34 protein-coding genes are annotated in these 26,121 nt (G+C 63.0%); 16 read left to right on the top strand and 18 right to left on the bottom strand.

All coding sequences use genetic code 11. The annotated features are described in order from the left end of the window. Positions 1-214 precede the first annotated feature (214 nt). The 3 genes from cls to RBA40_RS12155 all read right to left on the bottom strand — a co-directional run bounded on the left by cls (position 215) and on the right by RBA40_RS12155 (position 4,489). Positions 215-1,606 carry a cardiolipin synthase gene (cls, locus tag RBA40_RS12165; protein WP_306648119.1) on the bottom strand — a complete coding sequence of 464 codons (1,392 nt, stop codon included), beginning with the start codon at positions 1,604-1,606 and terminating at the stop codon, positions 215-217. Then, positions 1,603-3,699 carry a site-specific recombinase gene (locus RBA40_RS12160; protein WP_306648118.1) on the bottom strand — a complete coding sequence of 699 codons (2,097 nt, stop codon included), beginning with the start codon at positions 3,697-3,699 and terminating at the stop codon, positions 1,603-1,605. The genes cls and RBA40_RS12160 overlap by 4 nt, the downstream gene beginning before the upstream one ends. A gap of 91 nt (positions 3,700-3,790) precedes the next feature. Next, positions 3,791-4,489: a hypothetical protein gene (locus RBA40_RS12155; protein ID WP_306648117.1), complete on the bottom strand. Its 699-nt coding sequence runs from the start codon at positions 4,487-4,489 to the stop codon at positions 3,791-3,793. Between the two features lie 165 nt (positions 4,490-4,654). Between RBA40_RS12155 and RBA40_RS12150 the strand changes: the two genes are divergently transcribed. Then, positions 4,655-5,491 (top strand): branched-chain amino acid aminotransferase, encoded by an 837-nt coding sequence (locus RBA40_RS12150; protein WP_306648116.1) that lies wholly within the window; start codon positions 4,655-4,657, stop codon positions 5,489-5,491. 50 nt (positions 5,492-5,541) lie between these two features. Here the strand turns inward: RBA40_RS12150 and RBA40_RS12145 are convergent, their stop codons facing one another. From RBA40_RS12145 to RBA40_RS12130, 4 genes are all read right to left on the bottom strand, one after another. Continuing rightward, on the bottom strand, positions 5,542-6,144 hold the full coding sequence (locus RBA40_RS12145) for a DUF3617 domain-containing protein (RefSeq protein ID WP_306648115.1): 603 nt from the start codon (positions 6,142-6,144) through the stop codon (positions 5,542-5,544). Between the two features lie 110 nt (positions 6,145-6,254). After that, positions 6,255-6,542, bottom strand: coding sequence for a hypothetical protein (locus RBA40_RS12140; protein WP_306648114.1), 288 nt, complete (start codon positions 6,540-6,542; stop codon positions 6,255-6,257). Positions 6,543-6,620: 78 nt separating this feature from the next. Further along, positions 6,621-7,076 carry a hypothetical protein gene (locus RBA40_RS12135; RefSeq protein ID WP_306648113.1) on the bottom strand — a complete coding sequence of 152 codons (456 nt, stop codon included), beginning with the start codon at positions 7,074-7,076 and terminating at the stop codon, positions 6,621-6,623. A gap of 46 nt (positions 7,077-7,122) precedes the next feature. After that, positions 7,123-7,710 (bottom strand): NUDIX domain-containing protein, encoded by a 588-nt coding sequence (locus RBA40_RS12130; RefSeq protein WP_306648112.1) that lies wholly within the window; start codon positions 7,708-7,710, stop codon positions 7,123-7,125. Between the two features lie 85 nt (positions 7,711-7,795). Here RBA40_RS12130 and RBA40_RS12125 point away from each other — a divergent pair, with 85 nt between their 5' ends. Continuing rightward, complete coding sequence (locus RBA40_RS12125) at positions 7,796-8,566, top strand: DeoR/GlpR family DNA-binding transcription regulator (protein ID WP_306648111.1); 771 nt, start codon at positions 7,796-7,798, stop codon at positions 8,564-8,566. Between the two features lie 46 nt (positions 8,567-8,612). On the opposite strand, the gene RBA40_RS12120 is transcribed toward RBA40_RS12125, so the two are convergent. From RBA40_RS12120 to RBA40_RS12105, 4 genes are all read right to left on the bottom strand, one after another. After that, a complete protein-coding gene (locus RBA40_RS12120) occupies positions 8,613-9,278 on the bottom strand; it encodes a YiaD family glycine zipper/OmpA-like lipoprotein (protein WP_306648110.1) in 666 nt (221 codons plus the stop codon). A gap of 106 nt (positions 9,279-9,384) precedes the next feature. Next, the gene (locus tag RBA40_RS12115; RefSeq protein ID WP_103170603.1) at positions 9,385-9,531 is read right to left on the bottom strand and encodes a lmo0937 family membrane protein; all 147 of its coding nucleotides are present in this window, start codon (positions 9,529-9,531) and stop codon (positions 9,385-9,387) included. Positions 9,532-9,623: 92 nt separating this feature from the next. Next, a complete protein-coding gene (locus tag RBA40_RS12110) occupies positions 9,624-9,854 on the bottom strand; it encodes a hypothetical protein (RefSeq protein ID WP_306648109.1) in 231 nt (76 codons plus the stop codon). A gap of 171 nt (positions 9,855-10,025) precedes the next feature. Next, positions 10,026-10,760: a glycine zipper 2TM domain-containing protein gene (locus tag RBA40_RS12105; RefSeq protein WP_306648108.1), complete on the bottom strand. Its 735-nt coding sequence runs from the start codon at positions 10,758-10,760 to the stop codon at positions 10,026-10,028. Positions 10,761-10,997: 237 nt separating this feature from the next. On the opposite strand from RBA40_RS12105, the gene RBA40_RS12100 reads away from it, so the two are divergent. Then, complete coding sequence (locus RBA40_RS12100; protein WP_306648107.1) at positions 10,998-11,729, top strand: Crp/Fnr family transcriptional regulator; 732 nt, start codon at positions 10,998-11,000, stop codon at positions 11,727-11,729. Positions 11,730-11,748: 19 nt separating this feature from the next. On the opposite strand, the gene RBA40_RS12095 is transcribed toward RBA40_RS12100, so the two are convergent. From RBA40_RS12095 to RBA40_RS12080, 4 genes are all read right to left on the bottom strand, one after another. After that, entirely contained in the window at positions 11,749-12,162 is a 414-nt protein-coding gene (locus RBA40_RS12095; protein WP_306648106.1) for a hypothetical protein, read from the bottom strand. An 86-nt stretch (positions 12,163-12,248) separates the two neighbouring features. Further along, entirely contained in the window at positions 12,249-12,470 is a 222-nt protein-coding gene (locus RBA40_RS12090; RefSeq protein WP_099881030.1) for a YMGG-like glycine zipper-containing protein, read from the bottom strand. 27 nt (positions 12,471-12,497) lie between these two features. Next, positions 12,498-12,809, bottom strand: a complete 312-nt coding sequence (locus tag RBA40_RS12085) for a BON domain-containing protein (RefSeq protein ID WP_306623274.1) — start codon at positions 12,807-12,809, stop codon at positions 12,498-12,500. A gap of 142 nt (positions 12,810-12,951) precedes the next feature. Beyond that, positions 12,952-15,024, bottom strand: coding sequence for an AsmA family protein (locus RBA40_RS12080; RefSeq protein WP_306648105.1), 2,073 nt, complete (start codon positions 15,022-15,024; stop codon positions 12,952-12,954). 185 nt (positions 15,025-15,209) lie between these two features. Between RBA40_RS12080 and RBA40_RS12075 the strand changes: the two genes are divergently transcribed. The 7 genes from RBA40_RS12075 to RBA40_RS12045 all read left to right on the top strand — a co-directional run bounded on the left by RBA40_RS12075 (position 15,210) and on the right by RBA40_RS12045 (position 19,783). Next, entirely contained in the window at positions 15,210-15,602 is a 393-nt protein-coding gene (locus RBA40_RS12075) for a DUF4398 domain-containing protein (protein WP_099881024.1), read from the top strand. A 132-nt stretch (positions 15,603-15,734) separates the two neighbouring features. After that, entirely contained in the window at positions 15,735-16,670 is a 936-nt protein-coding gene (locus RBA40_RS12070; protein ID WP_306648104.1) for an OmpA family protein, read from the top strand. A gap of 37 nt (positions 16,671-16,707) precedes the next feature. Beyond that, positions 16,708-17,247 carry a ferritin-like domain-containing protein gene (locus RBA40_RS12065; protein WP_099881020.1) on the top strand — a complete coding sequence of 180 codons (540 nt, stop codon included), beginning with the start codon at positions 16,708-16,710 and terminating at the stop codon, positions 17,245-17,247. Between the two features lie 55 nt (positions 17,248-17,302). Continuing rightward, a complete protein-coding gene (locus RBA40_RS12060; RefSeq protein ID WP_099881018.1) occupies positions 17,303-17,641 on the top strand; it encodes an ElaB/YgaM/YqjD family protein in 339 nt (112 codons plus the stop codon). An 18-nt stretch (positions 17,642-17,659) separates the two neighbouring features. Next, complete coding sequence (locus tag RBA40_RS12055) at positions 17,660-18,046, top strand: phage holin family protein (RefSeq protein WP_306623268.1); 387 nt, start codon at positions 17,660-17,662, stop codon at positions 18,044-18,046. A 26-nt stretch (positions 18,047-18,072) separates the two neighbouring features. Next, on the top strand, positions 18,073-18,465 hold the full coding sequence (locus tag RBA40_RS12050) for a hypothetical protein (protein WP_306648103.1): 393 nt from the start codon (positions 18,073-18,075) through the stop codon (positions 18,463-18,465). Between the two features lie 163 nt (positions 18,466-18,628). After that, on the top strand, positions 18,629-19,783 hold the full coding sequence (locus tag RBA40_RS12045; RefSeq protein WP_306648102.1) for a patatin-like phospholipase family protein: 1,155 nt from the start codon (positions 18,629-18,631) through the stop codon (positions 19,781-19,783). Positions 19,784-19,801: 18 nt separating this feature from the next. On the opposite strand, the gene RBA40_RS12040 is transcribed toward RBA40_RS12045, so the two are convergent. The 3 genes from RBA40_RS12040 to RBA40_RS12030 all read right to left on the bottom strand — a co-directional run bounded on the left by RBA40_RS12040 (position 19,802) and on the right by RBA40_RS12030 (position 20,980). Then, the gene (locus tag RBA40_RS12040) at positions 19,802-20,209 is read right to left on the bottom strand and encodes a hypothetical protein (protein ID WP_306648101.1); all 408 of its coding nucleotides are present in this window, start codon (positions 20,207-20,209) and stop codon (positions 19,802-19,804) included. An 84-nt stretch (positions 20,210-20,293) separates the two neighbouring features. Then, entirely contained in the window at positions 20,294-20,446 is a 153-nt protein-coding gene (locus RBA40_RS12035) for a DUF3309 family protein (RefSeq protein ID WP_099881010.1), read from the bottom strand. A gap of 75 nt (positions 20,447-20,521) precedes the next feature. Then, positions 20,522-20,980: an outer membrane lipoprotein gene (locus RBA40_RS12030; RefSeq protein ID WP_306648100.1), complete on the bottom strand. Its 459-nt coding sequence runs from the start codon at positions 20,978-20,980 to the stop codon at positions 20,522-20,524. A gap of 208 nt (positions 20,981-21,188) precedes the next feature. On the opposite strand from RBA40_RS12030, the gene RBA40_RS12025 reads away from it, so the two are divergent. The 6 genes from RBA40_RS12025 (at position 21,189) to RBA40_RS12000 (ending at position 26,112) form a co-directional block, all read left to right on the top strand. Further along, positions 21,189-21,737, top strand: coding sequence for a hypothetical protein (locus tag RBA40_RS12025; protein WP_306648099.1), 549 nt, complete (start codon positions 21,189-21,191; stop codon positions 21,735-21,737). A 61-nt stretch (positions 21,738-21,798) separates the two neighbouring features. Beyond that, positions 21,799-22,113 carry a BON domain-containing protein gene (locus tag RBA40_RS12020; protein ID WP_099881004.1) on the top strand — a complete coding sequence of 105 codons (315 nt, stop codon included), beginning with the start codon at positions 21,799-21,801 and terminating at the stop codon, positions 22,111-22,113. A gap of 66 nt (positions 22,114-22,179) precedes the next feature. Continuing rightward, positions 22,180-23,424 carry an AI-2E family transporter gene (locus tag RBA40_RS12015; RefSeq protein ID WP_306648098.1) on the top strand — a complete coding sequence of 415 codons (1,245 nt, stop codon included), beginning with the start codon at positions 22,180-22,182 and terminating at the stop codon, positions 23,422-23,424. 127 nt (positions 23,425-23,551) lie between these two features. Continuing rightward, positions 23,552-24,499 (top strand): polysaccharide deacetylase family protein, encoded by a 948-nt coding sequence (locus RBA40_RS12010; RefSeq protein WP_306648097.1) that lies wholly within the window; start codon positions 23,552-23,554, stop codon positions 24,497-24,499. Positions 24,500-24,505: 6 nt separating this feature from the next. Then, complete coding sequence (locus RBA40_RS12005; RefSeq protein ID WP_306648096.1) at positions 24,506-25,765, top strand: lipoprotein-releasing ABC transporter permease subunit; 1,260 nt, start codon at positions 24,506-24,508, stop codon at positions 25,763-25,765. Positions 25,766-25,788: 23 nt separating this feature from the next. After that, entirely contained in the window at positions 25,789-26,112 is a 324-nt protein-coding gene (locus RBA40_RS12000; RefSeq protein ID WP_306648095.1) for a hypothetical protein, read from the top strand. Positions 26,113-26,121: the final 9 nt, after the last annotated feature.

Here is a 26,121-nt window from a genome sequence, read left to right as displayed (position 1 = left end):
GTTCAGGTGCGCAACAGAAGGTGAAGGCGCCCTGCAAAGAACTTGCGCGCGCCCGATGAATCAAGGCTTCGCTTGATTTATCTCAAGTCGCGCTGATCCCTGTGTGCTTTGAATATAACGAAACACTATTTTTATGTAAATGATGTTTCGCTCGGAACACACCGGAATCCCAATGTGTAACAACACATTGATGAAGTGGGGTTGATCGGGGGGATCAGATCCAGTATTCGGTCAGCCGTGCCGCCCATTCCTTGAAGCGGTCGGCCCACGGGCGGTCGCGCCATTGTTCGAGGGTGATTTCCTTGGAATCGCGCATATCTTCCGAAAACGCGCTTTCCATGTCGGTGCCGAAGCCGGCGTCGAGCACCACGACGTTCAATTCGTAATTGTGCAGAAAACTGCGGCGGTCGATATTGGCCGAGCCGACGGTCGACCAGGTGCCGTCGATCACCGCTGTCTTGGCGTGCAGAATCGCCACCTGCAACTGGTGAATCTTGACCCCGCTCCTGAGCAGTTCATCGTAAAACGCGCGTCCCGCATGGAACACCAGGCCATGGTCGGTCACCCCTGGCAGCACCAGGCGCACGTCCACGCCGCGCTTGGCGGCGGCGCAGAGCGCATCGACAAACTGGCGGTCCGGCACAAAATAGGCCGAGGTGATGTGCACCGATTTCTTCGCTTCCTGGATCGCCAGCATGAACGACTTGTAAATCTCCGACTCGCGCTCGGGATCGGTGGCCAGTACGCGCACGATCTTGTCGCCGACCGGCGCCAGCGGCGGGAAATACTCGCGCTCGGGCAATTCGCCGGCATCCTGGTTGACCCAGGCGTCGATGAAGTGATACTGCAGCGAAGCGACCGCCGGGCCCTCGATCTTGAGGTGGGTATCGCGCCAGCCGACCTTCTTGCTGTCGGTGGTGTCCGGCTTGCGCTTGGAGCGGAAGAAGGAACTGTTGGCGTAGGTACTGCTGATGTTGATGCCGCCCGTGAACGCGACCTTGCCGTCGACCACCATCAGCTTGCGGTGGTCGCGGTTGTTCAGCTCCCACTTGCCGACCCGGGCCGCCGGATTGACCGGGTTGAAGGCGACCATGGCAATGCCGGCCTGCTTCATGCGCTCGAAGAAGGCCTTGGGCGTGGCCAGGGTGCCGACGCTGTCGTACAGCACGTTGACGGTGACGCCCTGTTTTTGCTTCTCGATCAGCACGTCGGCGAACTGCAGGCCGACGTCATCCTGGTCGAAAATATAGGTTTCCAGGTTGATCGAGGTTTTGGCGCTGCTGGCGGCGGCCATCATTTCCTTCATGGTGGCCGGGCCGTCGAACAGCAGGGTGACCTTGTTGCCCGCCACCAGGGGCACGCCGGTGGCCGCTTCTTCCAGCACCGCCAGCGCCTTCATGTCGGGCGTGGCCTTGGCCCAGCGCCGCGCCAGCAGGTCGGCGGCCTTTTTCTTGTCCATCCGGCCCTTGCCGGTGGCCACCGTCGGGGTGGCGCGCGCCGCCGGGGCGTCCGCCAGCGCGTCCATCGAGGGCAGCGCGGTGCAGGAGGCCAGGCCGACCGCGAGGGCCAGGACGGCCAGCCAGGCAGCGACGCGTGATTTTGTCATTTTGATCCCCTAATTGGTACGGCTTCGAGCGGCTCCGACGGCATGTCCTTGGGCCCGATGAAAAAATCGATGGGGGCGGCCAGGAAACGCCGTCCGAGTGCTTTCAACAGAAGAATACCGTGTTCGAAGTGAATCTTGCGCGCGCGAAGCGCAACTAAAAGTGCTAAGCCGAAACTTACCACGAGATTGACCGTCCCGATCGATAAAAATCCGCCGATCGAGGTCAGCGCCAGTTCCCAGCTCATATTGTGGTCTAGCGCCACCAATGAGGTGGCGAAATTGGCGGACGAGAAGGTGACATGGCGGATGTCGAGCGGCAGGCCGAACAGGAAGCCGAGGGTGCCGATGGTGCCGAGCAGGATGCCGAAATACAGGTTGCCCATCAGGCTGCCCAAGTTGTTTTCGATGTACATCGACAGGCGGCGCAGGCGGTCCGGCCCCAGCAGGCGGCCCAGGCCGCGCAGCTGGTAGACGCGCTGCGCCATGCGGGTGTACAGCGCCTTGTTATCGAAGTAGCCAGAAATCAGGCCGGCCACGAACAGGCACACGCCGGCAATGGCGGCGTAGAACAGGGCCAGGCTGTGGATCGGGTCGATGTCGTGCAGCAGGTGCATGGCCTTGTCGGGCGTGACCAGGTGGCGGCCGGTGGCGTAGTGGTAGCCCATGGCGATCAGCCAGGCGGTCGGAATGGCCGTGGCCAGGTTGCCCAGCACGGCGAAGCACTGGGTGCGGAACACCTTGTTGATGAGCGCAGCCATGCTGTCGAGGTCGATATTGCGCCCATCCTTGCTCGACAAGCCGGCGGCGATGCGCGAGGCGGTCATGGCCGGTTGCTTGGTGGCCACGGTGAAATGCAGCACGTGGATCAGCATGAAGCCGAGCGAGTAGTTCAGGCTGAACAAAAACGCTTCGACCAGCGGCGCGGCGCGCAGTGTGCCCAGCAAAATCTTGAACAGCGCCATGAAGCCGACGATGAGGCCGGCCCCGGCCGAGGACAGGAACATGCCGCCCAGCTGGGCGCGGGTGTCGGCGATGTAGTGTTCGCCGGTGCGGCTGGCGTTTTCGGTAACGTTGCGGGCCAGCAGGTCGATATTGTCGGCGAACAGGTCGCGCACCGTGTATTTGTTGTTGTGCGCTTCGACCAGTTCCTGCGCCAGGGCGATGGCGCCGGCGCGGCGCAGGCTGGTCGGCGGGGCGTAGTCGGGCGTGGCCTCGTTGGCCAGCGTTTCCAGGTCGACGCTGGGGGCGGCCGGCAATTGGCCGCTGACGTCGACCAGGAACAGCAGCTTGCGCAGGCGGTCGATGCTCTGGGTCAGGGCCAGCAGCAAATAGGTGAGGGCGACGCTGGTGCCGTGGCTGAGCGCATTCTTGCGGATCTTGGCCACCACGCTGTCGCACTGGTCGAGCATGACCAGCAGATGGCGCGCATCGTCCATGCTGGCCGTTTCGCCGGTCAGCAGGCGTGCATAGCCGTCGAGGTAGTTGTTGACCTCGATGTTTTGCATCAGGAACGGCGAATCGAAATTTTCGATGTCGGCGTGGCTGCTGATCAGGCGCGGCTCGAAGCCGAGCGCGCATACGCGGCAGGACAGGGTGCGGATTGCTTCGAGCATGCCGAGCGCGGTGGTGCGGCGCGCGTTGGCCGGGCTGGCGTGCGGCGCGGGCGTGGCGTTGGACACCACGTCGAACAGTTCCAGCCAGTCGGCGGCCGGAACGGTACGAATCCAGCGGTAGTCGGTTTTGATGTACAGCACCTGGTCGATGGCGTCGCTCAGGTACACATCGCCCAGCGCGGGCGGCAGGAAACGGTAGGAAATGCGGCGTTTCAGTTCGGTGAAGAAGCCATCGTTGGACAGCACGCCGATGTCGGTGTACAGGCTGGCGTGGCGGCGGCTGTCGAGCACGCGCGTGACGTAGCTGCGCAGGGCGGAAGCCTGGGCGGGATTGCCCCTGAGGAGCTGGCACAGGGTGCGCACCCGGTCGGTGCTGGTGGCAATGTCGGCGCGCCGCCGCGGGCGCAGTTTTTCGACCAGGTCGACCAGGATGTCAATCCGGTCGCTGTGAGGATCGATTCGTTCTAAGGTTGAAAGCATGAAAAATAGCCGGAGCAACAGATACTAAAGACCCAGTATACGTTGCTGTCGCGTGGAAACTTTGTTCGCTACCGAACACAGGGCTGGCGCGCTAATCGGGGCACTGGGTGTATTTCTTTTCCTGAACACGCTCGTTGACCCGCTCGGTGGGCTTCAGATAGGTGATGCAGTAGGTCCCCAGGGCTGTCCTGATTTTGTATTTGCGCCCGCCGCTATCGGTATTGCCGGTGGTAATTTCCTCGACCTCGGCCTGTTCGAACAGGGTGGGGGGGCGCCGGGCCGACTCGATGCCGGCGATCAGGCGCTTTTGCGGCGAATCGTCAGGCACGCTGAACTTGTTGAGCGATTGCTTGCGCAAGTCCTTGTCGATCTTGCCCAGGTCGGCCATGGCGCGCTTGCGGATGGCGTCGGCGCCGCCGGGTGGCGCGGGCTCGGCGAAGGGATCGGGCGGCACCACGGACATTGCCGGCGCTTCGGCTTCGGGAACGGGAACGGGAGCGGTCGCGGGCGCAGGCGTGGGCGTGGGTGCGTCCGGGCGCTGGCGCGCGGCGCGCACGGGCGCGGAGCTCACGCTCGCTGCCGGCGGGGTGCGCGTCTCCGGCGGGCTCTGGACCGGCTTGGCGGCGATGGCCTCGATCCACTGGATGCGCGGGCCGCTGTCGTCCTCGCGGGCCGGGGCTTTCTCGCGCTTATGGCACCAGGCCAGCAGTAGGGCGGCATGCAGGCCGAGCACGAGGCCGATCGTGATCCAGCGCGTGGGACGGCGGGGCGGAAGTAAGTCAGTGGACATGGCGCATCAATAAGTAGCTGTTGAAATGCAGTGCGTTAAGTTAAATGTATGCTTGCAACATTTTCAATGCTAACAGCTCAGGCCGCCTTATGGCCGTGGCCGTGGTGGAGCATCACCTCTAAGTTCGGTTAAACTGGAACGCAGAACAATGACTGAGGGGCAAGTATGTATTTGACTTATTTCAAAGGGCAATGGGCCGAAGGTAATGTGCCGCTGTTCGGCGCGATGGACCATAGCGTGTGGCTGGGCTCGTCTGTATTCGATGGCGCGCGCGCCCTCCGCGGCCAGTTGCCCGATCTGCGCCTGCACTTGCAGCGCGTGATTCACTCGGCCGAGCGGCTCGGTTTGCAGTGCCCGCTGACGGTGGACGAGATGGAAGCGCTGGTGCGCGAAGGGGTGGGCAAGTTCCCGCTTGACGCCGAACTGTACGTGCGCCCGCTGGTGTTCGGCGCCGAGGGCTTCCTGGTGCCGGTGCCCGGGAAGAGCGGTTTCGCGCTGACCTTGTTCGATGCGCCGATGCCGCCGTTCACCGGTTTTTCGGCCTGCCTGTCGAGCTTGTGCCGGCCGGACGCCAGCATGGCGCCGACCGATGCCAAGGCTTCGGCCCTGTACGCCAACACCACGCGCGCGATCCGCGAAGCGAATGCGCGCGGTTTCGATAATGCGGTGGTGGTCGACAGCGACGGCAATGTGGGCGAGTTCGCGACCTCGAACCTGTTCCTGGTCACGCCCGAGGGCAAGGTGGTGACGCCGGTGCCGAACGGCACCTTCCTGGCCGGCATCACGCGCGCCCGGGTGATCGGGTTATTGGCCGAGGCCGGCGTGGCGGTGGAAGAGCGCAGCGTGCATCCGGACGAGCTGCTGACGGCGCTGGAAATCTTCAACACCGGCAACTACGGCAAGGTCACCCCGTGCATCCGCTACGAAGGGCGCACCTTGGCCATCGGACCGGTGGCGACCCTGGCGCGCGAGCGCTACCTGGCATTTTCGGGCGCGGCGTAACGCGCTGCCAGGCGCGCCGCCGGATGCCTTAGGGACGCCTTACGGACGCCTTATTTACTGGGGGCGGGCTTGGCGGCCGGCTTGGTGTCGACCGGCTTGACGTCGCCGCAGTTGGCGCCCAAATACTTGCCCGTCGATTCCATGGTCATGTTTCCCATGGCGCCGGCGGCGCTGGACGTCATGGTCACGGTCGAGCTGTACGAATCGGCCTGGTACGAAATCTTGCCCTCGCCGCTGGCCTGCGGGTTGACGCAGGTGTAGGAGAAACTTTGCGTGCCGCCCACCAATGCCCCCTTCTTGTGGGTGCAGTTGCCGTTGAGCTGGCCAAGATGGTTGCCGGCCGAATCGTCGATCATTTTCTGGGTGATGCACATCTTGACGGTGACGCTGCCGTCGTCGTTGAGCTTGAAGTTCGGCGCACCGGAGTTGCCCATGGCTTTTTCCATCGCCTTGCGCTGTTCCGGCGGCATGGACTTCATCTGTTTCTGCATCTCTGCCATGGCCTTCGCAATCTCTGCGTTTTGCGAGGTCGACTTGCTGGTGTTTTCCCAGAGACCGGGCTTCATGTTCTGGGTGGCGGCGCTGGCGGGCGCGAGCGACAAGGTCGCGGCGGAAACGATGGCGAGGGAGGTCAGGCGAAGGCGTGGGTTCATGGTGTCTCCAGTGTGAATACGCGAGTTTATCGCGAAACGCCCACTGGATGTTGTTAATAGAACACGCAGGCGAACGGCGGGCCGCGCCGCCGCCGTCGGCCGGCAGCCGATCAGTTGAACTCGTCGTCGTCTTCTTCGTCGAGGTCGTCATCGAGGTCGTCATCGCGTTTGTCGGCATGGTTCGCCGCGCTGTCGTTGCCGGCCTGGACGTCGCCGCGCGCGCGCCAGGAGGGATCCGATCCGACCGCTTCCAGCAAACCCTTGACGCGGCGTACGCGCGCGCTCTGGTTGGCGTTGGTCTGGCCGGGGGAGGTCACCGGCGCCGCGGCCGGGGCGGGCGCTTCCGCGCTCCAGGATTGCAGAGAATCCAAAAAATGGGCAAAACGCTCCGTGCTCATACCGTGCTCCTGTGCGAGTGGTCAACCTGCGAAAAGGGGGTACCGCCAACTGCGACGCCAATGCGGACGGCGTTCATCTCAGTGCACCTGCGTGATCAACGCGAGCAGCCGGACGTAGCCGAACACGTACGCAATGAACAGCACCAGCGCGCAGGGCAGGGCGACGGCCCAGGACTGGCGCGCATAATCGGTGCCCAGGCGCTCGCGGATGAAGCGCTCCTGGGGACTGGCCTCGGCGATGTACCAGACCAGCAAGAAAATCACATTGCTCATGCGTATGGGCGAGGACTCGCCGCACAGCAAGGAATAGTAGAAGTTGAGAATCAGCATTACCAGGCTGAGGGCGAACCACCAGCATGCGCGCACGGCGCGCCCGGGCTCGCCGAGCGCTTCCCAGTTGCGGATGGTCAGGTAAGTGCCGAACAGGGGCGTGAGCAGCAGGCTCCAGCAGGCGGCGGCGTCCGGGTTCCACAGCGTGTCGCGCCGCTCGGCGCGCGCTGCCGGGTTCTGTGGGAGAGAGGTATGTGCATTCATAGGTGCAACTATCGCGTGCCTCCCACGCCGATGTATTGATCTGGCGCTAGGTTTGCGCCGACATCAGGTGCAACTGAAGATATTGCAACAGCAGGACCGTCTTGCCATCCATGATTTCGCCGCTGGCCATCATGGCCAGCGCCTCGTCGAAACCGAGTTCGAGCACGTCGATATCCTCGCCCTCGGCCGCCAGGCCGCCGCCATCGCCCACCTTGTGTTCCGGCTCGTAGGCGCCGACGAAAAAGTGCAGGCGTTCGGTCACTGAACCGGGACTCATGAAGAGATCGTAGATCTTTTTCACGTCGTTAATGCGGTAACCGGTTTCTTCCTCGGCTTCCGCGCGGATGCGCTGCTCGGGGCTGGCATTGTCGAGCAGGCCGGCGGCCGCTTCGATCAGAAAACCGTCGTGGCCATTCACAAAAGCGGGGATGCGGAACTGGCGCGTGAGCAGCACCGTGCGCTGGCGCAGGTTGTACAGCAAGATCACGGCGCCGTTGCCGCGGTCGTAGACTTCGCGTGTCTGGCTTTGCCAGCTGCCGTCGCGCCGGCGCAGCGAAAAGGTCAGGCGCTTCAGGATGTACCAGTTGTCAGAGAGCAGTTCTTCCTTGTCGATGCGGACCCGTGTTTCTTGCATGGCGTTTCTCCGTGATTGTGCTTGGTGTTTTTTAGAATATCGTGCAAAATCGTGCAATGTCAAGAAAATACGTGCAGGAGCAATCATGCTGACGACCCAGCGAAAACAATATCTGATGGACCTGTTGCGGCGCGACGGACAGGTGGTGGCCAAGGCCGTGAGCGAGGAGCTGGGTTTGTCGGAAGACACCATCCGGCGCGACCTGCGCGAGCTGGCGCGCGAAGGCTTGCTGCAGCGCGTGCACGGCGGCGCGCTGCCGGCCTTGCCCGCTTCGCCGGCGCTGGCCGACTTCAGCGCGCGTGCGCAGATGTCGCCTGACGCCAAGGCGGCCATCGGCCGCGCCGCCGCCGCGCTGATCTTGCCGGGGCAGGTGGTGTTCATCGATGGCGGCACCACGTCAGGCCATCTGGTGCGGTCCCTGGCGCCGGACTTGCGCGCCACGGTGCTCACCCACAGCCCCTCGGTGGCGCTGGCGCTGCTGGGGCACCAACAGGTGGAGGTGATCATGCTCGGCGGGCGCCTGTACCGCCATTCGGTGGTGGGGGTGGGCGCGGCCACGCTGGACGCGATCGCCCAGGTGCGCGCCGACCTGTGCTTCCTGGGCGTGAGCAGCATCGACCCGGACGCCGGCCTGTCCACGGGCGACTTCGAGGAGGCGGCCGTCAAGCGCGCCATGTGGCGCGCGGCCGCGCAGACCGTGGTGCTGGCTTCCCCCGAAAAGCTGGCGACCGCCTCGCCCTACCGCATCGCCGGCGCCGACGAGATTGCCGCGCTGGTGGTGGCGCACGGCACCGACGCGGCCTTGCTGGCGCGCTACCGCGCGCTGGGCGTGACGGTGCATGTGGCGCCGGCGTAAAAAAGCCGGCATCGCGATGCCGGCTTTTGGGGGTATTGCAGCGGGTTTAACCCTGGCGGTTCGGCTCGGCGACGTAGATCTCGACGCGGCGGTTGCGCGCGCGTCCGGAAGCGTCATCGTTCGAGGCGACCGGTTCGCGCTCGCCGCGGCCATCGATCATGATGCGGTTCGGCGAGACGCCGCGCGAAGCGAGATAATCGCGCGTCTGGGCGGCGCGGTCGACCGACAGCGGCTCGTTGACGGCGTCGCCGCCGGTGCTGTCGGTGTGGCCGATGATGGTCACGGTGGTGGCAGGATTGTCTTGCAGAGTCGCGGCGAAGCGTTCCAGCACGGGACGGAAATTCGATTTGATGTCGGAACGGCCGGTGTCGAACGACACGTCGGCAGGCACGTCGAGCTTCAGGCGGTTATCCTGGGTCTGGCTGACCTCGATGCCGGTGCCGCGCGTGGCTTGTTCCATGGCTTGCTTCTGCTGTTCCATGCGGTTCGACCAGATGTTGCCAATGATCGCGCCGGCGGCGCCACCGATCAGGGCACCCTTGCCCGCGCGTCCGCCGCTGCCGGCGGAGGCGCCAATGATCGCACCGAGGCCAGCGCCTACGCCGGCGCCGGTGGCGGTGCCGCGCTGGGTCGCGGACATGTCGGCGCAACCGGTGGCAAACATGGCGACGATGGTGATACCAATCAGGGATTTGCTCAGGTTCTTTTTCATAGTGTGGCTCCAAAAGTAATTAATCCGTTTCGCTGTCACACCAGGCTATGCCAGGCGCGACCGCGAAACGGATCGGACATCAGTTGATGGCCGGATCATGCGTCAGCTAGATACCTCGGCCGCTGATCAGACGAACCAGAATCATGATGACTGCGACAACCAGCAAAATGTGGATGAAGCCGCCAATTGTATAGGAAGTGACCAAGCCAAGCAGCCACAGGATAAGAAGAACTACGGCGATTGTATAGAGCATGATTTTTTCCTCGGTGGGTTTTTATAGACGACTGATATGTCGTGACTGCAGTATGCAGAACTCTTGCATGCCGCTCCGTACGCTGGCGTACATTAAGAATAACTTTTTTGTTCGTTTCGCAAGGCTGGCAACCATCCCAATACGCCAGCCAGGCCAACGAGACCGATCAGGCAGGCCACCAGGCCGCCGGCAATCAGGAACACCACATCCTGGGCCTGCATCGTGGCGCTGCTGCCCGCCGCGACAGGTCCCGCGGCGCTGAAACCGAACAGCGTCACGATAATGCCCCAAGCTAAAATGCCGATCCAAACCATGCGGTTCATGATAAATCCTTCTTCTCTGGTGATACTGCCGCGCCGTTTGCTGCAGGCGTGAAGCCATTCTCGCGCCTGCTCATCAGGAGATCGGTTCGCTGGCACACATTGCAAAGAAGAAAACACAACGCCCCTTGCTTTTCAGCCAGGGGCGTTGTTTTTTTGTACTGCTGTCCGGGATCAGGCGGCCGAGCGCAGCGTCCCGTTGACAACCTTGACGCGGTCGCCGGCGCGCCAGCCGGCGGCGCTTTGCTGATGAAAGGTGCGGGCGCCGCCATCGTCCAGACGGACCCGGATTTCGTAGCTGCGGGTGGCCTTCATATTGCCTTCGAGCTGGTTGCCGACCACGGCGCCGCCCACCGCGCCGGCCACGGTGGCCAGCTTGCGGCCATTGCCGCCGCCGACCTGGTTGCCCAGCAAGCCGCCGAGCAGGGCGCCGCCGGCCGCGCCCAGGCCGCTGCCTTCGGCGCGCTGGCTCACTTCACGCACCGATTCGATATTGCCGCAGTGCGCGCACCAGCCGCTTTCCTTCACCGGTTCGGCCGCGGCCACGCGCGGGGCCGGTTTGCGTAGCGGCGCCGCATTGTCGTGGGCGGCGCGGTCGGCGGCGCGTTCGCGCGCGGCGAGGCGATCGGCGGCGCGGTTGCGGTCGCGTTCCCGGTCGCCGTCGTGGTCGAGCTCGCGCAGATCGAGCGCGGCCGGCTGGGGCGGCGTGGTGCCCTGCAGTTTGGAAGCGAGCACGGGGCGGTCGATTTCGCTCAGTTCGGCCGCGGCCGGCGTGCCGCCGATGGAGGAAGGAATCCAGCCCAGGATGGCGGCCGTACCGGTGCCGCAAAACACGATGACCGCGACCGCGGCGGCGATCAGCAGGGGATGCCGCGCGCTCGGCGCCGCGGGGGAAGTGGGACTACTCATGGTGTTTCCTTTGGATTGAATGTGCGCTGCTGCACGGTCGGGTTGATGCAGGCCATTCTCCCGAGGATGGGGCGGTGCTTCCGTGCGTCACCGTACATACTTTGCCTATTATTGCCGTTACGCTGATTGAAATTGTTTGTAAATGTATCCGCAGTATTTACTTGGCCTTACCTATCTAATGATCGCTATCCGTTTTGACTTATGGTCGACCACACGCTTTGCTTGCCGGAGGGAGCGATGAATCACGTTTCCGCCGTAGAGCTCGACCACCCGAACGGCAACCAGTTGCTCGCCGCCCTGCCGCATAGCGATCTCGCGCGTCTGTCTCCCTTGCTCGAACCGGTGCAGGTGGAAGTGGGCGAGGTCCTGTACGAGCCGGCCGAGCCGGTGCGCTTTATTTATTTTCCGCACGATAGCCTGATCTCCCTGCTGGGCGTGGCCGAAGGGCGCATGACGCTCGAAGTGGGCCTGGTCGGACGCGAAGGCATGCTGGGCGCCACCGTCGCGCTCGGGCACGACACGGCGCAGACGCGCGCCATCGTGCAGCGCGCCGGTTGCGCCAGCCGCATGGACAGCGCCAAGTTCCGCACCGAGTTCGCGCGCAATCCGGCGCTGCAGCGGGTGCTGTACCGTTACACCGATACCTTGCTGGCGCAGGCGATCCAGATCGCCGTGTGCAGCCGCTTTCACGTGCTCGAAGCGCGCCTGGCGCGCTCGCTGCTCATTACGCGCGACCGTCTCAAGTCCGACAAATTCCACCTCACGCACGAATTCCTGGCCCATGCGCTGGGCGTGCGCCGGGTCGGCGTGACCAAGGCCGCCAGCGCCCTGCAGCAGCAGGGGCTGATCATCTACAGCCGCGGCAATATCGAAATCCTCGACGTGCAGGGCTTGGCCGCGGCCTCCTGCAAGTGCTACGAGATCGTCAAGGAAGCCGGCGCCAGCGCGCTGTCCACCGCTTTCGTCTGATCCGCCGGGCAGCGCCGGCCTACGGGTCTTGCCGCTGTCCGAGTACCTGCTTGCGGTACGCCATCCATTGCGTCAATCCCTGTTCCGGAACCGGCATTTGCTCCAGGAACGTGCCGGCCGTGGTATCCATCGCCTGCCATCCATGCTTCAGGCACAGTTCGACGATGGGCGCGACGATGCCTTCTCCCGCGCGCACATGCAGCATGACGCTGTTGACCGGCTCCTCGTCCGAGACACTGAATACGACCGAGCCGAACGGCCCCTCGTGCCTGCCCCATCCGGGCTCGCTCCAGTCGGTGTGCGGGAACAGGGCGCAGACGGCGGCGTGGATCTGCGCCCGGCTTCCCATCGGCAGGAACGACCCGTCCTCGCCGATCTGGTTCATGTGGGTATAAGTGCGAGAAAATTTGCAAACGAAAACATCCCAGCTCATCGGTCCCCCTTGTGTTTTCCTCCATCATAAAACACCGGGCGTAAAAAAACCCCGCAAGCGGGGTTTTCTCAATCAGGCAAACCGGATCATTTCGGTGGCTTGACCTGGTTGCCGATCACGCCGCCGACGGCTGCGCCGCCAACGGTGCCGACAGCGCTGCCGCCGGTCAGAACGCCACCGACCACTGCGCCGGCACCGGCGCCGATGGCCGTGTTCTTATCCTGGGCCGACATGCCTGCGCAGCCACCTAAACCGAGCGCCACCGTGACCAGTGTCGCGCTCATGACCAGTTGCTTGATTGTTTTCATCTTGAACCTCTTTGAATTGCTTGTCGCTTATTTCATGCGAATGTCGTTTTTCACCTGCTTCACACCTTTGACGTCGCGTGCGACCTTGCCGGCGGTAGCGATGCTGTCCTGGGCGGCAACGAAGCCGCTCAGCTGAACAACGCCTTTGAAGGTTTCAACGTTGATTTCAGCAACTTTCAGGGTCGGCTCGTTGAGGATGGCGGCTTTCACGCTGGTGGTGATCACGCTGTCGTCAACGTACTCGCCGACGCTTTCTTTCTTTTCGGTCGAAGCGCAGCCGACAACGGTGGTCAGCATCAGGGCGGCGAGCAGGGTCGATACGATTTTCAGGTTTTTCATGGGGTGTTCCTCTATGGTGGTGGTCTATGTTGTTATGCGTTCGGCGGTGCGTGTCGCCCAACCGATACGTCTAGATTACGGCCTGCCGGGCGTGTGGTCTGTTCGCCAACGCACATAAGTGATAAAACGCAATTTTGTGACTTTATCGGCGGCTGGTCTTGCCCGGCGGCGGCGCCACCGGCTTTTCGCGCGCTTCGGCCAGCAGGCGCGCGCAGCCGCTGTCCTTGCCCGGTCCGGTGTTGACCAGGGGCAGCAGGGCGGCCGCCGGCGCCGCCAGGCCGAGCGCCACCGCGCCGCCCGCTTTCAGGGCCAGCACGCCCTTGTCGACGCTCACGTCGGGCTTGGAGAAGCTGCCGCGCACATGCAGGGGCGAGCGCAGCGAAAAGATGCGCAAGCCCTTGGTCTTGGGGTTCAGGGTCAGGTCCATCTGTTCGTTGGCCAGGTTGATGGTGCCCTCGGCCGTGATGACCGCCTCTTCGGTATCGACGACAAAGGTGCGCGTCTGCATCAAGCCGTTGGTGACCTGGAAATCGGTGGCCATGCAATTGAGCCTGACCTGCTTGTCGCCGAATAATTTGGTCAGCACGATGTTGCCGATATTGAGGCCCATCTGTTCGAGCAGCATCTTGCTGACCGTGCCTTCATCGATCAGCGCCTTGATTTCACCGTTGGACGCGCCCAGCAGGGAGGCGACCGAATTGCCGGTGGCGGACAACTGGGCGTCGCCGTTGATCTGGCCGACGGTCGCTTTCATTTCCTGAATCGACGGAAACAGTTCCTTGATGCGGATGTGGCGCGCGCTGACCCTGGCGGTGGCCTTGATGGCTTGCTTGCCCTTGCCGCTTCCGTCGAGCTTGATGGTCGAGGTCATGTTCCCGCCCGCCATCTGGAAGTTCAGCGGTGCCAGGTTGAGCACGCCATCCTTGAGGATCAGGTGGGTGTTCAGTTTGCTGATTGGCAGCTGCTTTTCGCGCACGATGCGCTCGGCGGCATAGCGCACGTCGGCGTCGATGGCGCTCCAGCGTTCGGTGCGGAACGATTCGACCGGCAGCACCTTGCCGGCCGGCTGCACCGCGTCGACCCCGCGCGCTTCCTTGCTGGCGTTCGAGTCGGCGCCGACCAGCGGCCCCAGGTCGGCGAACTGCAGCAATTTCGACGATACGCTGCCGCTCAGTTTGCCGCGCGGCTTGCCGGTCCGGTATGCGAGGCGGCCGGCGATATCGCTGGAACCGACCTTGCCGGTGAATTTGTCGTAGACCCAGAGGCTGCTGGTTTCTCCCAGCTCGCCGGTCAGGCGGCCCTCGGTGCGAAAGGCCGGCGTTTCCGGCAGCAGCACCCCGGTCAGCGTATACAGGCGCGCCATGCTGGCGCCGGAGAGCTTCAGGCGCAGGTCGAGCGCCGCCAGCTTGGTCGGCTTGGTGACCGTGCCTTCGACTTCGATGTGGGTCTTGCCCACGCGCAGGTCGGCCTGCACCGGGTAGGGCGTGGTCTGCTGCTTGAGCGAGAGTACCGCGCCAGCCTTGCCGCCGCCGGTGACCGGCCCGCCATTGTAGGTGCCGCGCAGCTTCCAGCTGATGCCGTAGGCGGGGTCGGCGTTGACGGTGTCGACGTCGGCCGTCAGGTCGATCTTTTCCACCGCATCGTTGAACTTGACCACGCCCTTGGTGAAGATCACCCGTTCGAGGTCGAGCTTCCAGCGCGCCGGCTTGTCTTCCTGGTGGAAGGTCCAGTTGTTCTTGCCATCCTTGGTGCGGCGCAGGTCGACCGCCGGCGCGTCGAAGCGCAGCACGGGAATGGCGATGGTCTTGTGCAGCAGCGCGAACGGGTTCAGCGAAAACGAAAACTGCTTCACGCTGGCCATGTCGCCCGCCTCTGCGCCGGGCGCACCCATGCCCTCGGGCTGGCCGACGTGAACATCGTTGGCAACCAGATGCGGCCAGGGCACCAGGTCGCGCCAGGTGCGGTCGCGCTCGGCCATGACGGTGGCCGGTTTTTCCCAGCTCAGCTTGAGGTCGCCCGCCACCGTGAACGGGCGGTCGATCGCTTCGCTGGCCTTGGCATTGAGCCAGGGCCTGGCCTTGTTCCAGTCGTAGGTGAGCAGGATGGCCAGCGCGATGGCGGCAATGGCCACCAGCACGGCAAGGATGGCGAGAATGATTTTGGTGCGGCGCGCGAGCGGGGTGCGGCCGGAAGGGATCGGGGCGGCTTGACTCATGACTATCCTTCTGGTGAAAGTAGGAGCAGCTTAAGCGATAAGGGTAGTGCTCTTGTGTACGTTAGCGCACGGTCGGAAGTGCCATTGCGCGCAAAACATTTGCTATGTGCGGCAGCGAACCGAACTTGCCAATAAATCAGCTTATAACGTTATCACGACATCATTACACCTCATGGAGAAACCCGATGAATGCACAAATCAAGACTCACGTCAGTAAAGTACTCTGCGCCGCACTGGTTATGACACTGGCCGCTTGCGCCAGTTCGCAAAAAGCACCGGCAACGGCCGATGTGGCCGTGTCGAAGAACGCGGTTGAAAACGCAGTGAGCGCCGGCGCCGCCGACCTGGCTCCTGAAGAAATCAATGCAGCCCGCGCCAAGATGATGCGCGCCAACGAAGCCCTGGCCGCCAAGGATTACAAGCTGGCACGCGAACTGGCGACCCAAGCCCAGGCCGACGCCAAGCTGGCACAGAGCAAGGCCAATTCGACCAAGGCCACCACCGCCGCCAACGCGCTGCAGGACGACCTGCGCGTGCTGCGCGAAGAAGTCGACCGCGCCAACAAGCCACAACAATAAAAACAGATTGACGCCGCGCGCCCTCACAGCGGCAGCGCAGGCCGACCGGTCCGCGCACAGTACCACCCAGAGCACAAGAAAACGATTGATTACCGCGCCAAGTGCGCTACGACAAGAAAAGGAAACACCTCCATGAAACATACATTGATCAAGTCCGCCATCCTCGCCTCCGTCCTCGCGCTGGGCGCATGCAGCAGCGTGCCGACCACCACCCCGTTGCTGGACCAGGCCCGTGGCGATTTCGTCGCCGCCAACAACAATTCGCGCGTGTCGACCTTCGCACCGCTGGAATTCAAGCAGGCCAGCGAAGCGCTGGAACAAGCCAACGCCGCCGCCGCCCGCAAGGATAGCCTGGAGCAGATCGACAAGCTGGCCTACCTGGCCAAGCAAAAGATCGCCACCGCACAAGAAGTAGCCAAACAGAAGCAGGCTGAGGCCGATATCGCCGCTTCCGGCAAACAGCGCGACGCCGTGCGCCTCGAAGCGCGCACCGCCGAAGCGGACCGCGCCAAGATGGATGCCGCCGCCTCCAAGGCCGCCGCCGCCGCCGCCAACGCTGATGCCGCCGCCGCCCAGAACCAGGCTGCCGCCGCGCAAGGCCAGGTCGCCGCCGCCGAAGCCCAGACCCGCGAAGCCCAGGCCCGCGCCGCCCAGCTCGAAGCGCTGATGACAGACCTGCAAGCGAAGAAAACCGAACGCGGCCTGATCATCACGATCGGCGACGTGCTGTTCGGCGTGGACCAGGCCAACCTGACCCCGAACGGCCAGGCCACCCTGCGCAAGCTGGCCGATGCATTGGCACAGAACCCGAACCGCACCGTGCTGGTCGAAGGGTTTACCGACAGTACCGGCAGCAGCGCGCATAACCAGCAATTGTCCGAGCGCCGCGCCACCTCCGTGCGCGCGGCCCTGGTCGACATGGGTATCGCGCGCGACCGCGTCGCCATGCGCGCTTACGGTGAAGCATTCCCGGTCGCCGCGAATGACACGGCCGGCAACCGCCAGATGAACCGCCGCGTGGAAATCGTGCTGTCGAACGAAGGCGCGGCGATCGCCCCGCGCCGTTAATACGAACACAATCGCAACAGATATTTAAGGAATCATCATGGAACAAACCACCAAGCCACTGGCGCACGGATTCGACGTGCAAGCCATCCGCCAGGCAGCCGCCAATCTGGACGACGGCGCCGTGACGGACGGCTACGCCGCAGACCGTGAAGCGGTCATCAACATGCTCAACGATGCGCTGGCCACCGAACTGGTGTGCGTGCTGCGCTACAAGCGCCACTACTACACCGTCAGCGGCGTGGGCAACGGCCCGATCAAGGCCGAGTTCCTCGAGCACGCGCAGCAGGAGCAGGAACACGCCGACTCGCTGGCCGAACGCATCGTCCAGCTGAACGGTTCGCCGAATTTCAATCCGGCCACGCTGACCGCGCGCAGCCACGCCGAGTACGACGATTCGGACGATGTGCAAGCCATGATCCGCTCGAACCTGATCGCCGAACGCGTGGCGATCGAGTCGTATCGGCAAATGATTGCCGCCATTGGCGACAAGGACCCGACCACCAAGCATCTGTTGATCAGCATCATGGCGGTCGAAGAAGAGCACGCAGACGACATGCGCGATCTGCTGGCGCATTAAGAGCAAAAAGAGAAGCACTTTTCAGATTTTTTTCAACCCACCACTGGAGTTCATCATGTTAGATACCAATACCCGCACCAACGGCTCGGCCAACCTGAACGGCAATGTGAACGCAGTCCAGACCGATGTCAAAACCCTGGTCAAGGATGCACAGACCCTGCTGTCCGCAGCGGCCGCACTGACCGGCGAGAAAGCCGAAGACATGCGCGCACGCGGCATGGAAATGCTGGACGTAGCGCTGGGCAAGGCATCGCAAGTGCAAGGTCAAGCCATCGTCAAAGGTAAGGAACTGGCGCACACCGCCGATGTCTATGTTAAGGACAACCCATGGCGCACGATCGCTGCAGCAGCCAGCGTCGGCTTGCTGGTCGGCGTGATCCTGGGCCGTAAATAATTCTAGCCGGGAGAAGCCATGGACAAAACAACTGCTGCAGTGCATGGCCCCGGCCTGATGGGCGGCCTGACAGGGCTGGCAAAAAATATCTTCGGACTCGTGGTGTCGCGCGTGGAACTGGCGGCACTCGAGTTGTCCGAAGTGCGCAATCATGTCCTCGAGCTGCTGGTGATCTTTTCGCTGGCAGTGCTGTGCGCCATGTTCGCGCTGGCCTACGGCACCGCGACAATCGTCGCGCTCGCCTGGGAAAGCATGGGCTGGAAAATCCTCCTGCTTATGTTTGCCGTGTTCATCGCCGTGACGATCGGCCTCGTGGTCAAGGCCAAGGCCATGCTCAAAGAGGGCAAGCTGGCTTTCCCCGAGACCATGAACGAACTCAAGAACGATCGTGACATGCTGCTGTAAGCGGCCATTCAGACGGGAGGATTACGATGGATAACATTATCGGGCTCGAAAAAACCCCGGACAAGGGTGGGGCCAAGGCCGATTCGGTGTCTGAGCGCAAGGCGCGCCTGCTGCGCCAGGGCGACTTTTACCGCGTCGGCATTGCCCATGCCAAGGCCCAGATCAAGCACGACTCGCGTCCCGATGTGCTGTTTCACTCGGCGCTGGACCATGCGACCTGGGCGGTCCGCTCGCGGATCGACGCCGTGCTGCACCCGACCGGCATCAGCGTGGCGTCGATCATGCCGTACGCGGCGACCATCGTCGGTTTCATCACGCGGCGCCGGCTGATCAAGCCGGCGCTCGGGGTGGCCGCGGTGGTGGGCGGCGTGGTCTGGTACCTGCAGCAACGCCGCACGCGGGACGCGCAGACCTTGTGAACTGGTTGGTGACCATGCCGGGCAAGCGAACCCGGCCTTGCAACAAGAACGGAAAAATATGGTGGGGCTTGAGCGGCGTCGTAATCTTCGGATTCGACGCCGTCTTTTTTTCCCCGAATCTATTTCCTCTATACTCGATTCATCTTTTCATTCCGGCTATCCCATGACAGACATTAACAAACTCAATCCCGACAAGCTACGTATTGTTCTCGTTTTGCAAGGTGGCGGCGCCCTGGGCGCTTACCAGGCCGGGGTGTACCAGGCGCTGCACGAGCACAATCTGGTGCCGGACTGGATCGTCGGCACTTCGATCGGCGCCATCAATGCCGCGCTGATCGCCGGCAACGAGCAATCGGTGCGGCTGGAAAAGGTCAAGGCTTTCTGGGACCGGGTGTCGCATCCCGATATGCTGGACATGGCGCGGGTCGACGACCGCCAGCGGCGCTCGAATATCTGGCTCAACACCTTCGACACCGTCATGCGCGGGGTGCCGGGCTTTTTCTCGCCGCGCCCGTTCAGCGGATTTCCCTATGGGATGACGGTGGCGCCCGAAGAAGCGTCTTTCTACGACACCTTGCCGCTGCGCGACACGCTCAAGGAACTGGTCGACTTCGACTACCTCAACGCCGAGGGCGGCATGCGCCTGACCGTGAACGCGGTCAATGTGCGCACCGGCGAACTGGCGCATTTCGACAGCGAGAGCGGGCAGCTGTGCGCCGACCATGTGCGCGCCAGCGGCAGCCTGCCGCCGGCGTTCGCCCCGGTGCGCATCGGCGAGGAACTGTACTGGGACGGCGGCCTGTACTCGAATACCCCGCTCGAATCGGTGCTGCGCGAGCTGCCCGGCGGCGACACGATCTGCTTCATGGTCGATTTGTGGAGCGCCGAAGGGGAGGTGCCGGTGACGATGGATGAAGTGAGCACGCGCCAGAAGGATGTGACGTACGCCTCGCGCTCGAAACGCCATATCGAAGACTACAGCGCGACCCACGCGCTGCAGCACAAGCTGCGCCAGCTGTACGCGCGCTTGCCGGAGGCCGAGCGCAGCGACGACGACCGGCGCGAACTGGCAGCGCTGGGCTGCGACGCCACCTTGCACATCGTGCGGATTCCCTATGCGGGCCACGACTGGCATATGGCGTCGAAGGACGTCAATTTTTCCAAGGGATCGATCGAGTGGCGCTGGGAGCAGGGCTATCGCGATGCATTGCGTGCGCTCAAGCATGCCGGGTGGCTGGTGATGGTGGCCGAAGAGACGGCCGTGGTAGTGCACGAACTGCCGCCGGAGCAGGACGACTGGGTCGCTGCCGCGGCGTAAGGACAATGACGGCGCCGGTCAGCCGCCCGCGGCTGCCCGGGCGCGCGCGCCGGCCATGTCTTTCTGATAGTTCGCTTGCGCTTCCTTGTTGCAGGCGCTGCGTTCGGCGGCGGGCAGGGCGCGGCAAGCGCCTTTGGCTTCCTGCAGGGCCGCGCCCATTTCCTTGCGCAGGGTGCGCAGGCGCGCATCCGGGGTCGTATCCTCGCGCGACCAGCGCGCGGGGTCGCCGCGGGCGATTTCGGCCGCTTGCTGGCGCGCGGTGGCGGCCGGCACATTCTGGTCGGTCGATGTCTGCGCCATCTGGGCGTGGGCCAGGCTCATGCCCATCAGGCAGGCGGTGGCCAGGGCCGCGCGCAGCGCGCGCGAAAATTGGATGGCGGTGTTGCGCGATGCGCTTGGCAGCGCGTTGGTAACAGGCTGGCTCATGGCAGCTCCTTTTCTTATGATGCGATATGGTGGGGCGGTGGGGCAAAAAAAAACCGGCGCACGCGGCGCCGGTTAGTCGACTTCTTACAGGCGCCCGGTGATGAGCAGCACGATCAGTACGATGACGATCAGGCCGGTGATGCCGGTTGGGCCGTATCCCCAACTGCGGCTGTGGTTCCAGGTAGGAAGGACGCCGATCAGCGCAAGAATGAGAATAACGAGAAGAATGGTACCCATGGTGGGCTCCTTAAAGGTGGTCGAGCTGGCGGGCAGTTCGTGTTTTATTGTAAGTGGGTGGGTAGTACGGTGAAATTAGTAACGGTAGACGCGGCCATCGACCAGACGCACGCGGTTGCCCACGCGCAGGTCGTACACGCTGTCCTGCACGATCGTGCGGGTTTCGCCATTTTCGAGGCGAACATTAATCTGGTACAGATCCTGGCCGCTGCCCGCATTGCGGTTCGCTTCGACCTTGTTGCCGACGACGGCGCCGCCGACTGCGCCGGCCACCGTGGCCGCGGTACGGCCGCTACCGCTGCCGACCTGATTGCCGACCAGCGCGCCGACGATGCCGCCGACAACCGCGCCGGTACCGTTGGTCTGGCCTTCGCTGCGGGTGACCTGGATCGATTCGATGGTGCCGTATCCGGCCGAGGCCGATACCGGGTTGCTGTAGCTGCCATTGTTGGCCGGCTGGGTCGTGCTGGCGCAACCGCCGAGAACGGCAGACGCGGCGACCACGAGTGCTGCGATAGTCTGAGTCGATTTCATGTTGTTCTCCTGACAAAGTGTAGAGCCAGCATAATCAGCAACAACCCCGGGGTCTGTGCGCTGCCGCACCCAGTCTGCTGCGCTTGGGTTCGCATCAAACTGTTGGGTTTTTGCCACTAATCTCGCTGTGTTCGCCAGCGTACAGATGTGTTGGCGCACTTCCCGTAAAACGTAGCTCAGCGATGTATTGTCACTGGAGAAAAGCAAGATGAAGCGAGCAGTCACCCCAGCCCTGATCGGCGCCTTCCTGATGTCGGCCTCACTGGTCGCCAGCGCGGCCACGCCGGAAGCGAAAGCGGCGTACAGCCAGGCCAGGGATGCGGCGAGCGCCGCTTACAAGGTGGCACGCGCGCGCTGCGACACCATTACCGGCAACCCGAAAGAGGTCTGCGTGGAAGAAGCCAAGGTGGCGCGCGTGCGCAGCGTGGAAGAAGCCACGGCCATTTACAAGAACACGCTCAAGGCTTACACCCAGTCGCGCCTGCAGATTGCCGCCGCCAACTACGACCTCGACAGGGTCAAGTGCAAGGCATTGACGGGCAACGACAAGGATGTCTGCATCCAACAGGCAAAAGCGACCCTGATCGCGGCCCAGGCCGACGCCAGGGCCGACAAGAAAGCGATCGAAGCGCGCACCGATGCGCGCGACGATAAACGAACGGCCGAGTACAAAGTCGCGCTCGAAAAGTGCGACGCGTTCGCCGGAGCGGCCAAGGACACTTGTGTCTCAGCCGCAAAATCGCAGTACGGGAAGTAAAGCCGTCCTGCAATAGCTCACATCGAGCATCTTTTTTGAACCACCCACCAAGGAGTCCACCATGAAAATCGCAAAACGTCTGTCGTCCATGCTGTTTGCCGCCACCCTCGTTGCCACCATGGCAGGTTGCGCTTCGACTGCCACCAAAGAAGGCACCGGCGAATTTATCGATGACACCGTGATCACCGCCAAGGTCAAAGCTTCGATCTTCAACGACCCAACGCTCAAGGCGTCGGAAATCAACGTTGAAACCTTCAAGGGCGACGTGCAACTGTCCGGTTTCGTGGCGGATCCAGCCGATGCCACCAAAGCTGCCGATGTGGCACGCGGCGTGAAGGGTGTAGTATCGGTAAAGAACGACGTACGTGTGAAGTAAGCTGAGCTCTTCAGGCTGGCCCGCAGTGGCCGGCCTGTGGCGCCGGCACTATAATGTGAAGATTTTATGCAGCTTGCAGATCCGATTCCGGCCCCCGCCAATGAAAATCCCGCTCCTTCCGTAGAGAGCGCCGCCGTCAAGGCACCCCCCGCCGATCCCGGCGCGGAGCAGCACGATCCCCTTATTTCGAGCGCCGCGCAAACCTTGCGCATCCCGATCCATGTCAACGCGCGCGGGCTGGCGCTGGGCATCATCGCGACGATTGCCTTTGTCTACGCGCTGCAGTGGTCGCAAAAATTCCTGGTCCCGCTCCTGCTCGGGATTTTCATCGCCTACACTCTCAATCCCGTGGTCCTGTGGCTCGAACGGCGGCTGCGCATCAAGCGCGCCTTCGGCGCGACCATCGTCACGGTCGCCATCCTGGTCGTGATGGGCGGCGTGCTGAACCGGGTGCAGGGCGAATTTTTCAATATCATCGATGAATTACCTACGATCACGCAGAAAGTCACGCGCCTGCTGACCAACGCCAGCGGCGGGCAGCCGAGCACGATCCAGCAGATGCAGGCAGCCGCTTCCCAGATAGAACAGGCCACCTCCAGCGTGGGCGGGCAGCGCCCGTCGGCGCGCAAGGCAGTGCCGGCCGCCGCCGCAGCCGGGGGCAGCTTCAAGATCATGGACTGGGTGCTGGCCGGCTCGATGGGGTTCATCGGCTTCATCACCCAGGCCACGATGGTGGTGTTCCTGGTGTTTTTCCTGCTGCTTGCGGGCGATACCTTCAAGCGCAAGCTGGTCAAGCTGACCGGGCCGTCATTGAGCCGCAAGAAGGTCACCGTGCACATCCTGGACGATATCAACAGCTCGATCCAGAACTATATGTTCATGCTGCTCGTTACCAATACCTTGCTGGCGCTGATGATGTGGGTCGCCCTGCGCGCGCTGGGCCTGGAAAATGCGGGCGCCTGGGCCATTTTTGCCGGGCTGATGCACATCATGCCGTACTTCGGTCCGCTGCTGATCACCGCGCTGACGGGGCTGGTTGCCTTCATGCAGTTTGAATCGCTGGAAATGGTGCTGCTGGTCAGCGGCGCCTCGCTGGCCATTGCGACCCTGGTCGGCACCGTCATCGCCACCTGGATGACCGGCAAGATCGCCAAGATGAACCCGGCCGCCGTGTTCGTCAGCCTGCTGTTCTGGGGCTGGCTGTGGGGCATGTGGGGCTTGCTGCTGGGCGTGCCGGTGGTGGTGATGATCAAGGTCGTGGCTGAACGGGTCGAAGGCATGGAAGTGCTGGCCGAGCTGCTGGGCGAGTGATTTTGGTCGTTCAGTTGGGCCAGTCAGTTGGGCGAGTATGACGACGGCGGGGCAGGGCGCGTGCCTTTGCGCCCGCGCCGCCGTATGTTAGGCTTGCAGATCGTCAATTCAGAAGTGCGCTTGGTCCATGCTCCAGTTTAAAAATTTCGCGGTGAGGCTTTCCAGCGGTGCCGCTGCCATCCTGTGCGCCGGGCTGCTGTCCGGTGCCGCCTGCGCGCAATCGGTCGCCTTCAGCTTCGATGACGGACCGTCGCTCGCCGAAACGCCGCGCCTGTCGCCGCAGCAGCGCAACCAGGCCATGCTCGATGCGCTCGCCAAACACAAAGTGAAGGCAGCGTTGTTCGTTACCGCCGGCAACGGCGCCGACAAGCGCGCCGGCCATGCGCTGGCACGCGCCTGGGGCGAGGCCGGCCACGCCATCGGCAACCATACGATGACCCATCCCGACCTCGATAGTGCCAAGATCAGCCTGGCGCAGTACTGGCAGGAAGTGATGGACTGCGACAAGATCATCGCCTCCTTGCCGGGTTACCAGAAATGGTTCCGCTTCACGTATCTGCGCGAAGGCAACACGCCCGGGAAGCGCGATGGCATGCGCGCGTTTCTCGCCGCGCAGGGCTACCGCAACGCGTATGTGAGCCTCGATACAAGCGACTGGCGCCTCGACGATTACCTGACCGAACTGCTCGCCAAAAACAGCAAGGCCGACCTGGCGCCGTTGAAGAAAGTCTATCTGGCGCATGTGCGCCAGCGGGCCCTGGCTTACCGCGCCCTGTCGCAGCGCCTGCAGGGCCGTGACATCGCCCAGGTGATCCTGATGCATCACAACCTGATCAACGCGCTGTTTCTCGATGACGTGATCTCCATGTTCAAGGAGATGGGCTGGACCATCGTGTCGCCAGCCAAGGCCTTCGAGGACCCGGTGTATCAACTCGCGCCGCAACGCGCCGCACCTGGGCAGAGCCTGCTTTTGTCGATGTCGCGCAGCCTCGGGGTGGACAAGTTTGATGGATGGGAACGACTGGTCGACGATGGCGATGCCGATATCGCCAGCCTGAAAGCACAAGGATACTAAGAACACATGCTCGCCAATTTACCTTACGAATTACAGATCGCGCTGCGTTACACCAGCGCGCAACGCCGCAGCGAACGCAATCCCATGCTGTCGGTCATTTCCCTCATTTCGGTGAGCGGCATTGCGCTCGGCGTCGCCGCGCTCATCGTCGTGCTGTCGGTGATGAACGGCTTCCAGAAGGAAGTGGCGGCGCGCATGCTGTCGATGATTCCGCATATCGAAGTCATCGACGAGCGTGGCGGCTTGCCGAACTGGGAGCAGACCCTGGCGCAGGCGCGCAGCAATCCGGCCGTATCCGGCGGCGCGCCGTTCGTCACCTTGCAGGGCATGTTGCTGTACGACGAGACGATGCGGCCGGTGGCGGTGCAAGGCATTTTGCCGTCGGCCGAAAAGACGGTGTCCGCCATCGCCGAGCGCATGAAGGGCGGAAAACTGGACGATTTGCAGCCGGGCCGCTTCAATATCGTGCTCGGTTATGAGCTGGCCAACAAGCTGAGCGTGAAGGCGGGCGACAAATTGTCGCTGCTGGTGGCGCCGCAGGGTGGCAACGCGACGTCGTGGACGCCGCGCCGGCAGGTATTCACGGTGACGGGATTGTTCAATGTGGGACATAACGATTTCGATTCCGGCGTGGCCCTGGTGCATATCGACGATGCGCGTGCAGTTGAACAGCTGGAGCTGCCTTCCGGGCTGCGTCTGAGTTTGCACGATCTGCACCAGGCGCCGCGTGTGGCGCAGGAATTAATGGCGAGCATGCCCGAGCATCTGATGTTTCGCGACTGGACGCGCCAGAACGAAGTGTGGTTCGCGGCCCTGCAATCGCAAAAGCGCATGATGTTTTTGATTCTGGTGCTCATTATTGCGGTGGCGGCGTTCAATCTGGTGTCGACCCTGGTGATGAAGGTCAACGACAAGCAGGCCGATATCGCGATCCTGCGCACCCTGGGCGCGTCGCCGCGCTCGATCATGGCGGTGTTCATGATGCAGGGCGCGCTGGTGGGCGTGATCGGGACTGCGGCCGGGGTGGCCGCGGGTGTGCTGTTTGCGCTCAATATCGATGTGATCATGCCGGTGGTGGAGAAGCTGCTGGGCAGCAAGCTGCTGTCGAAAGAGATTTATTTCCTGAGCTCGGTGCCGTCGGACCCGCAATGGCAGGATGTGGTCATGATCGGCGGGGTCTCGGTGGCGCTGGCCTTCCTGGCAACCTTGTATCCGAGTTACGGCGCGGCGCGGATCAATCCGGCGGAGTCGCTGCGCTACGAGTAGGTCAGTTCAAGGAGACGAGACAGATGATGAAGACACTGCGGCCACAACCGGCCGTTCTCGCCGACTGGCTAAATGAGCTTGCACGGCGCCTTGGCCGGCCAGCGGAGGATCTGGCGGCAGCCGGTCTGATGGCGAGCGATTTTTGTGGCGATGTCGAGGTAAGAACGCCTTATGGCATGACGGTGCGCTTCTCGCTGGCGTTCTTTCTTGTGCGTCCTTCTTTTTCCCAGGCGGTGGTCTTTACCGAACATAGCGGTTACGTGGAATTCGATTTGGAAGATGACATGGTATTTGCCGAAATCTCCGAGTCGACTTACCGCCATGCTTCGGATAGCGCGAGTCAATAAGGATCACTG

Source organism: Massilia pseudoviolaceinigra, assembly GCF_030846505.1.
Lineage (GTDB): Bacteria > Pseudomonadota > Gammaproteobacteria > Burkholderiales > Burkholderiaceae_D > Telluria_A > Telluria_A violaceinigra.
Note: the sequence above shows the minus strand (reverse complement) of the source record. Positions and strands in the feature narration are given on the sequence as shown.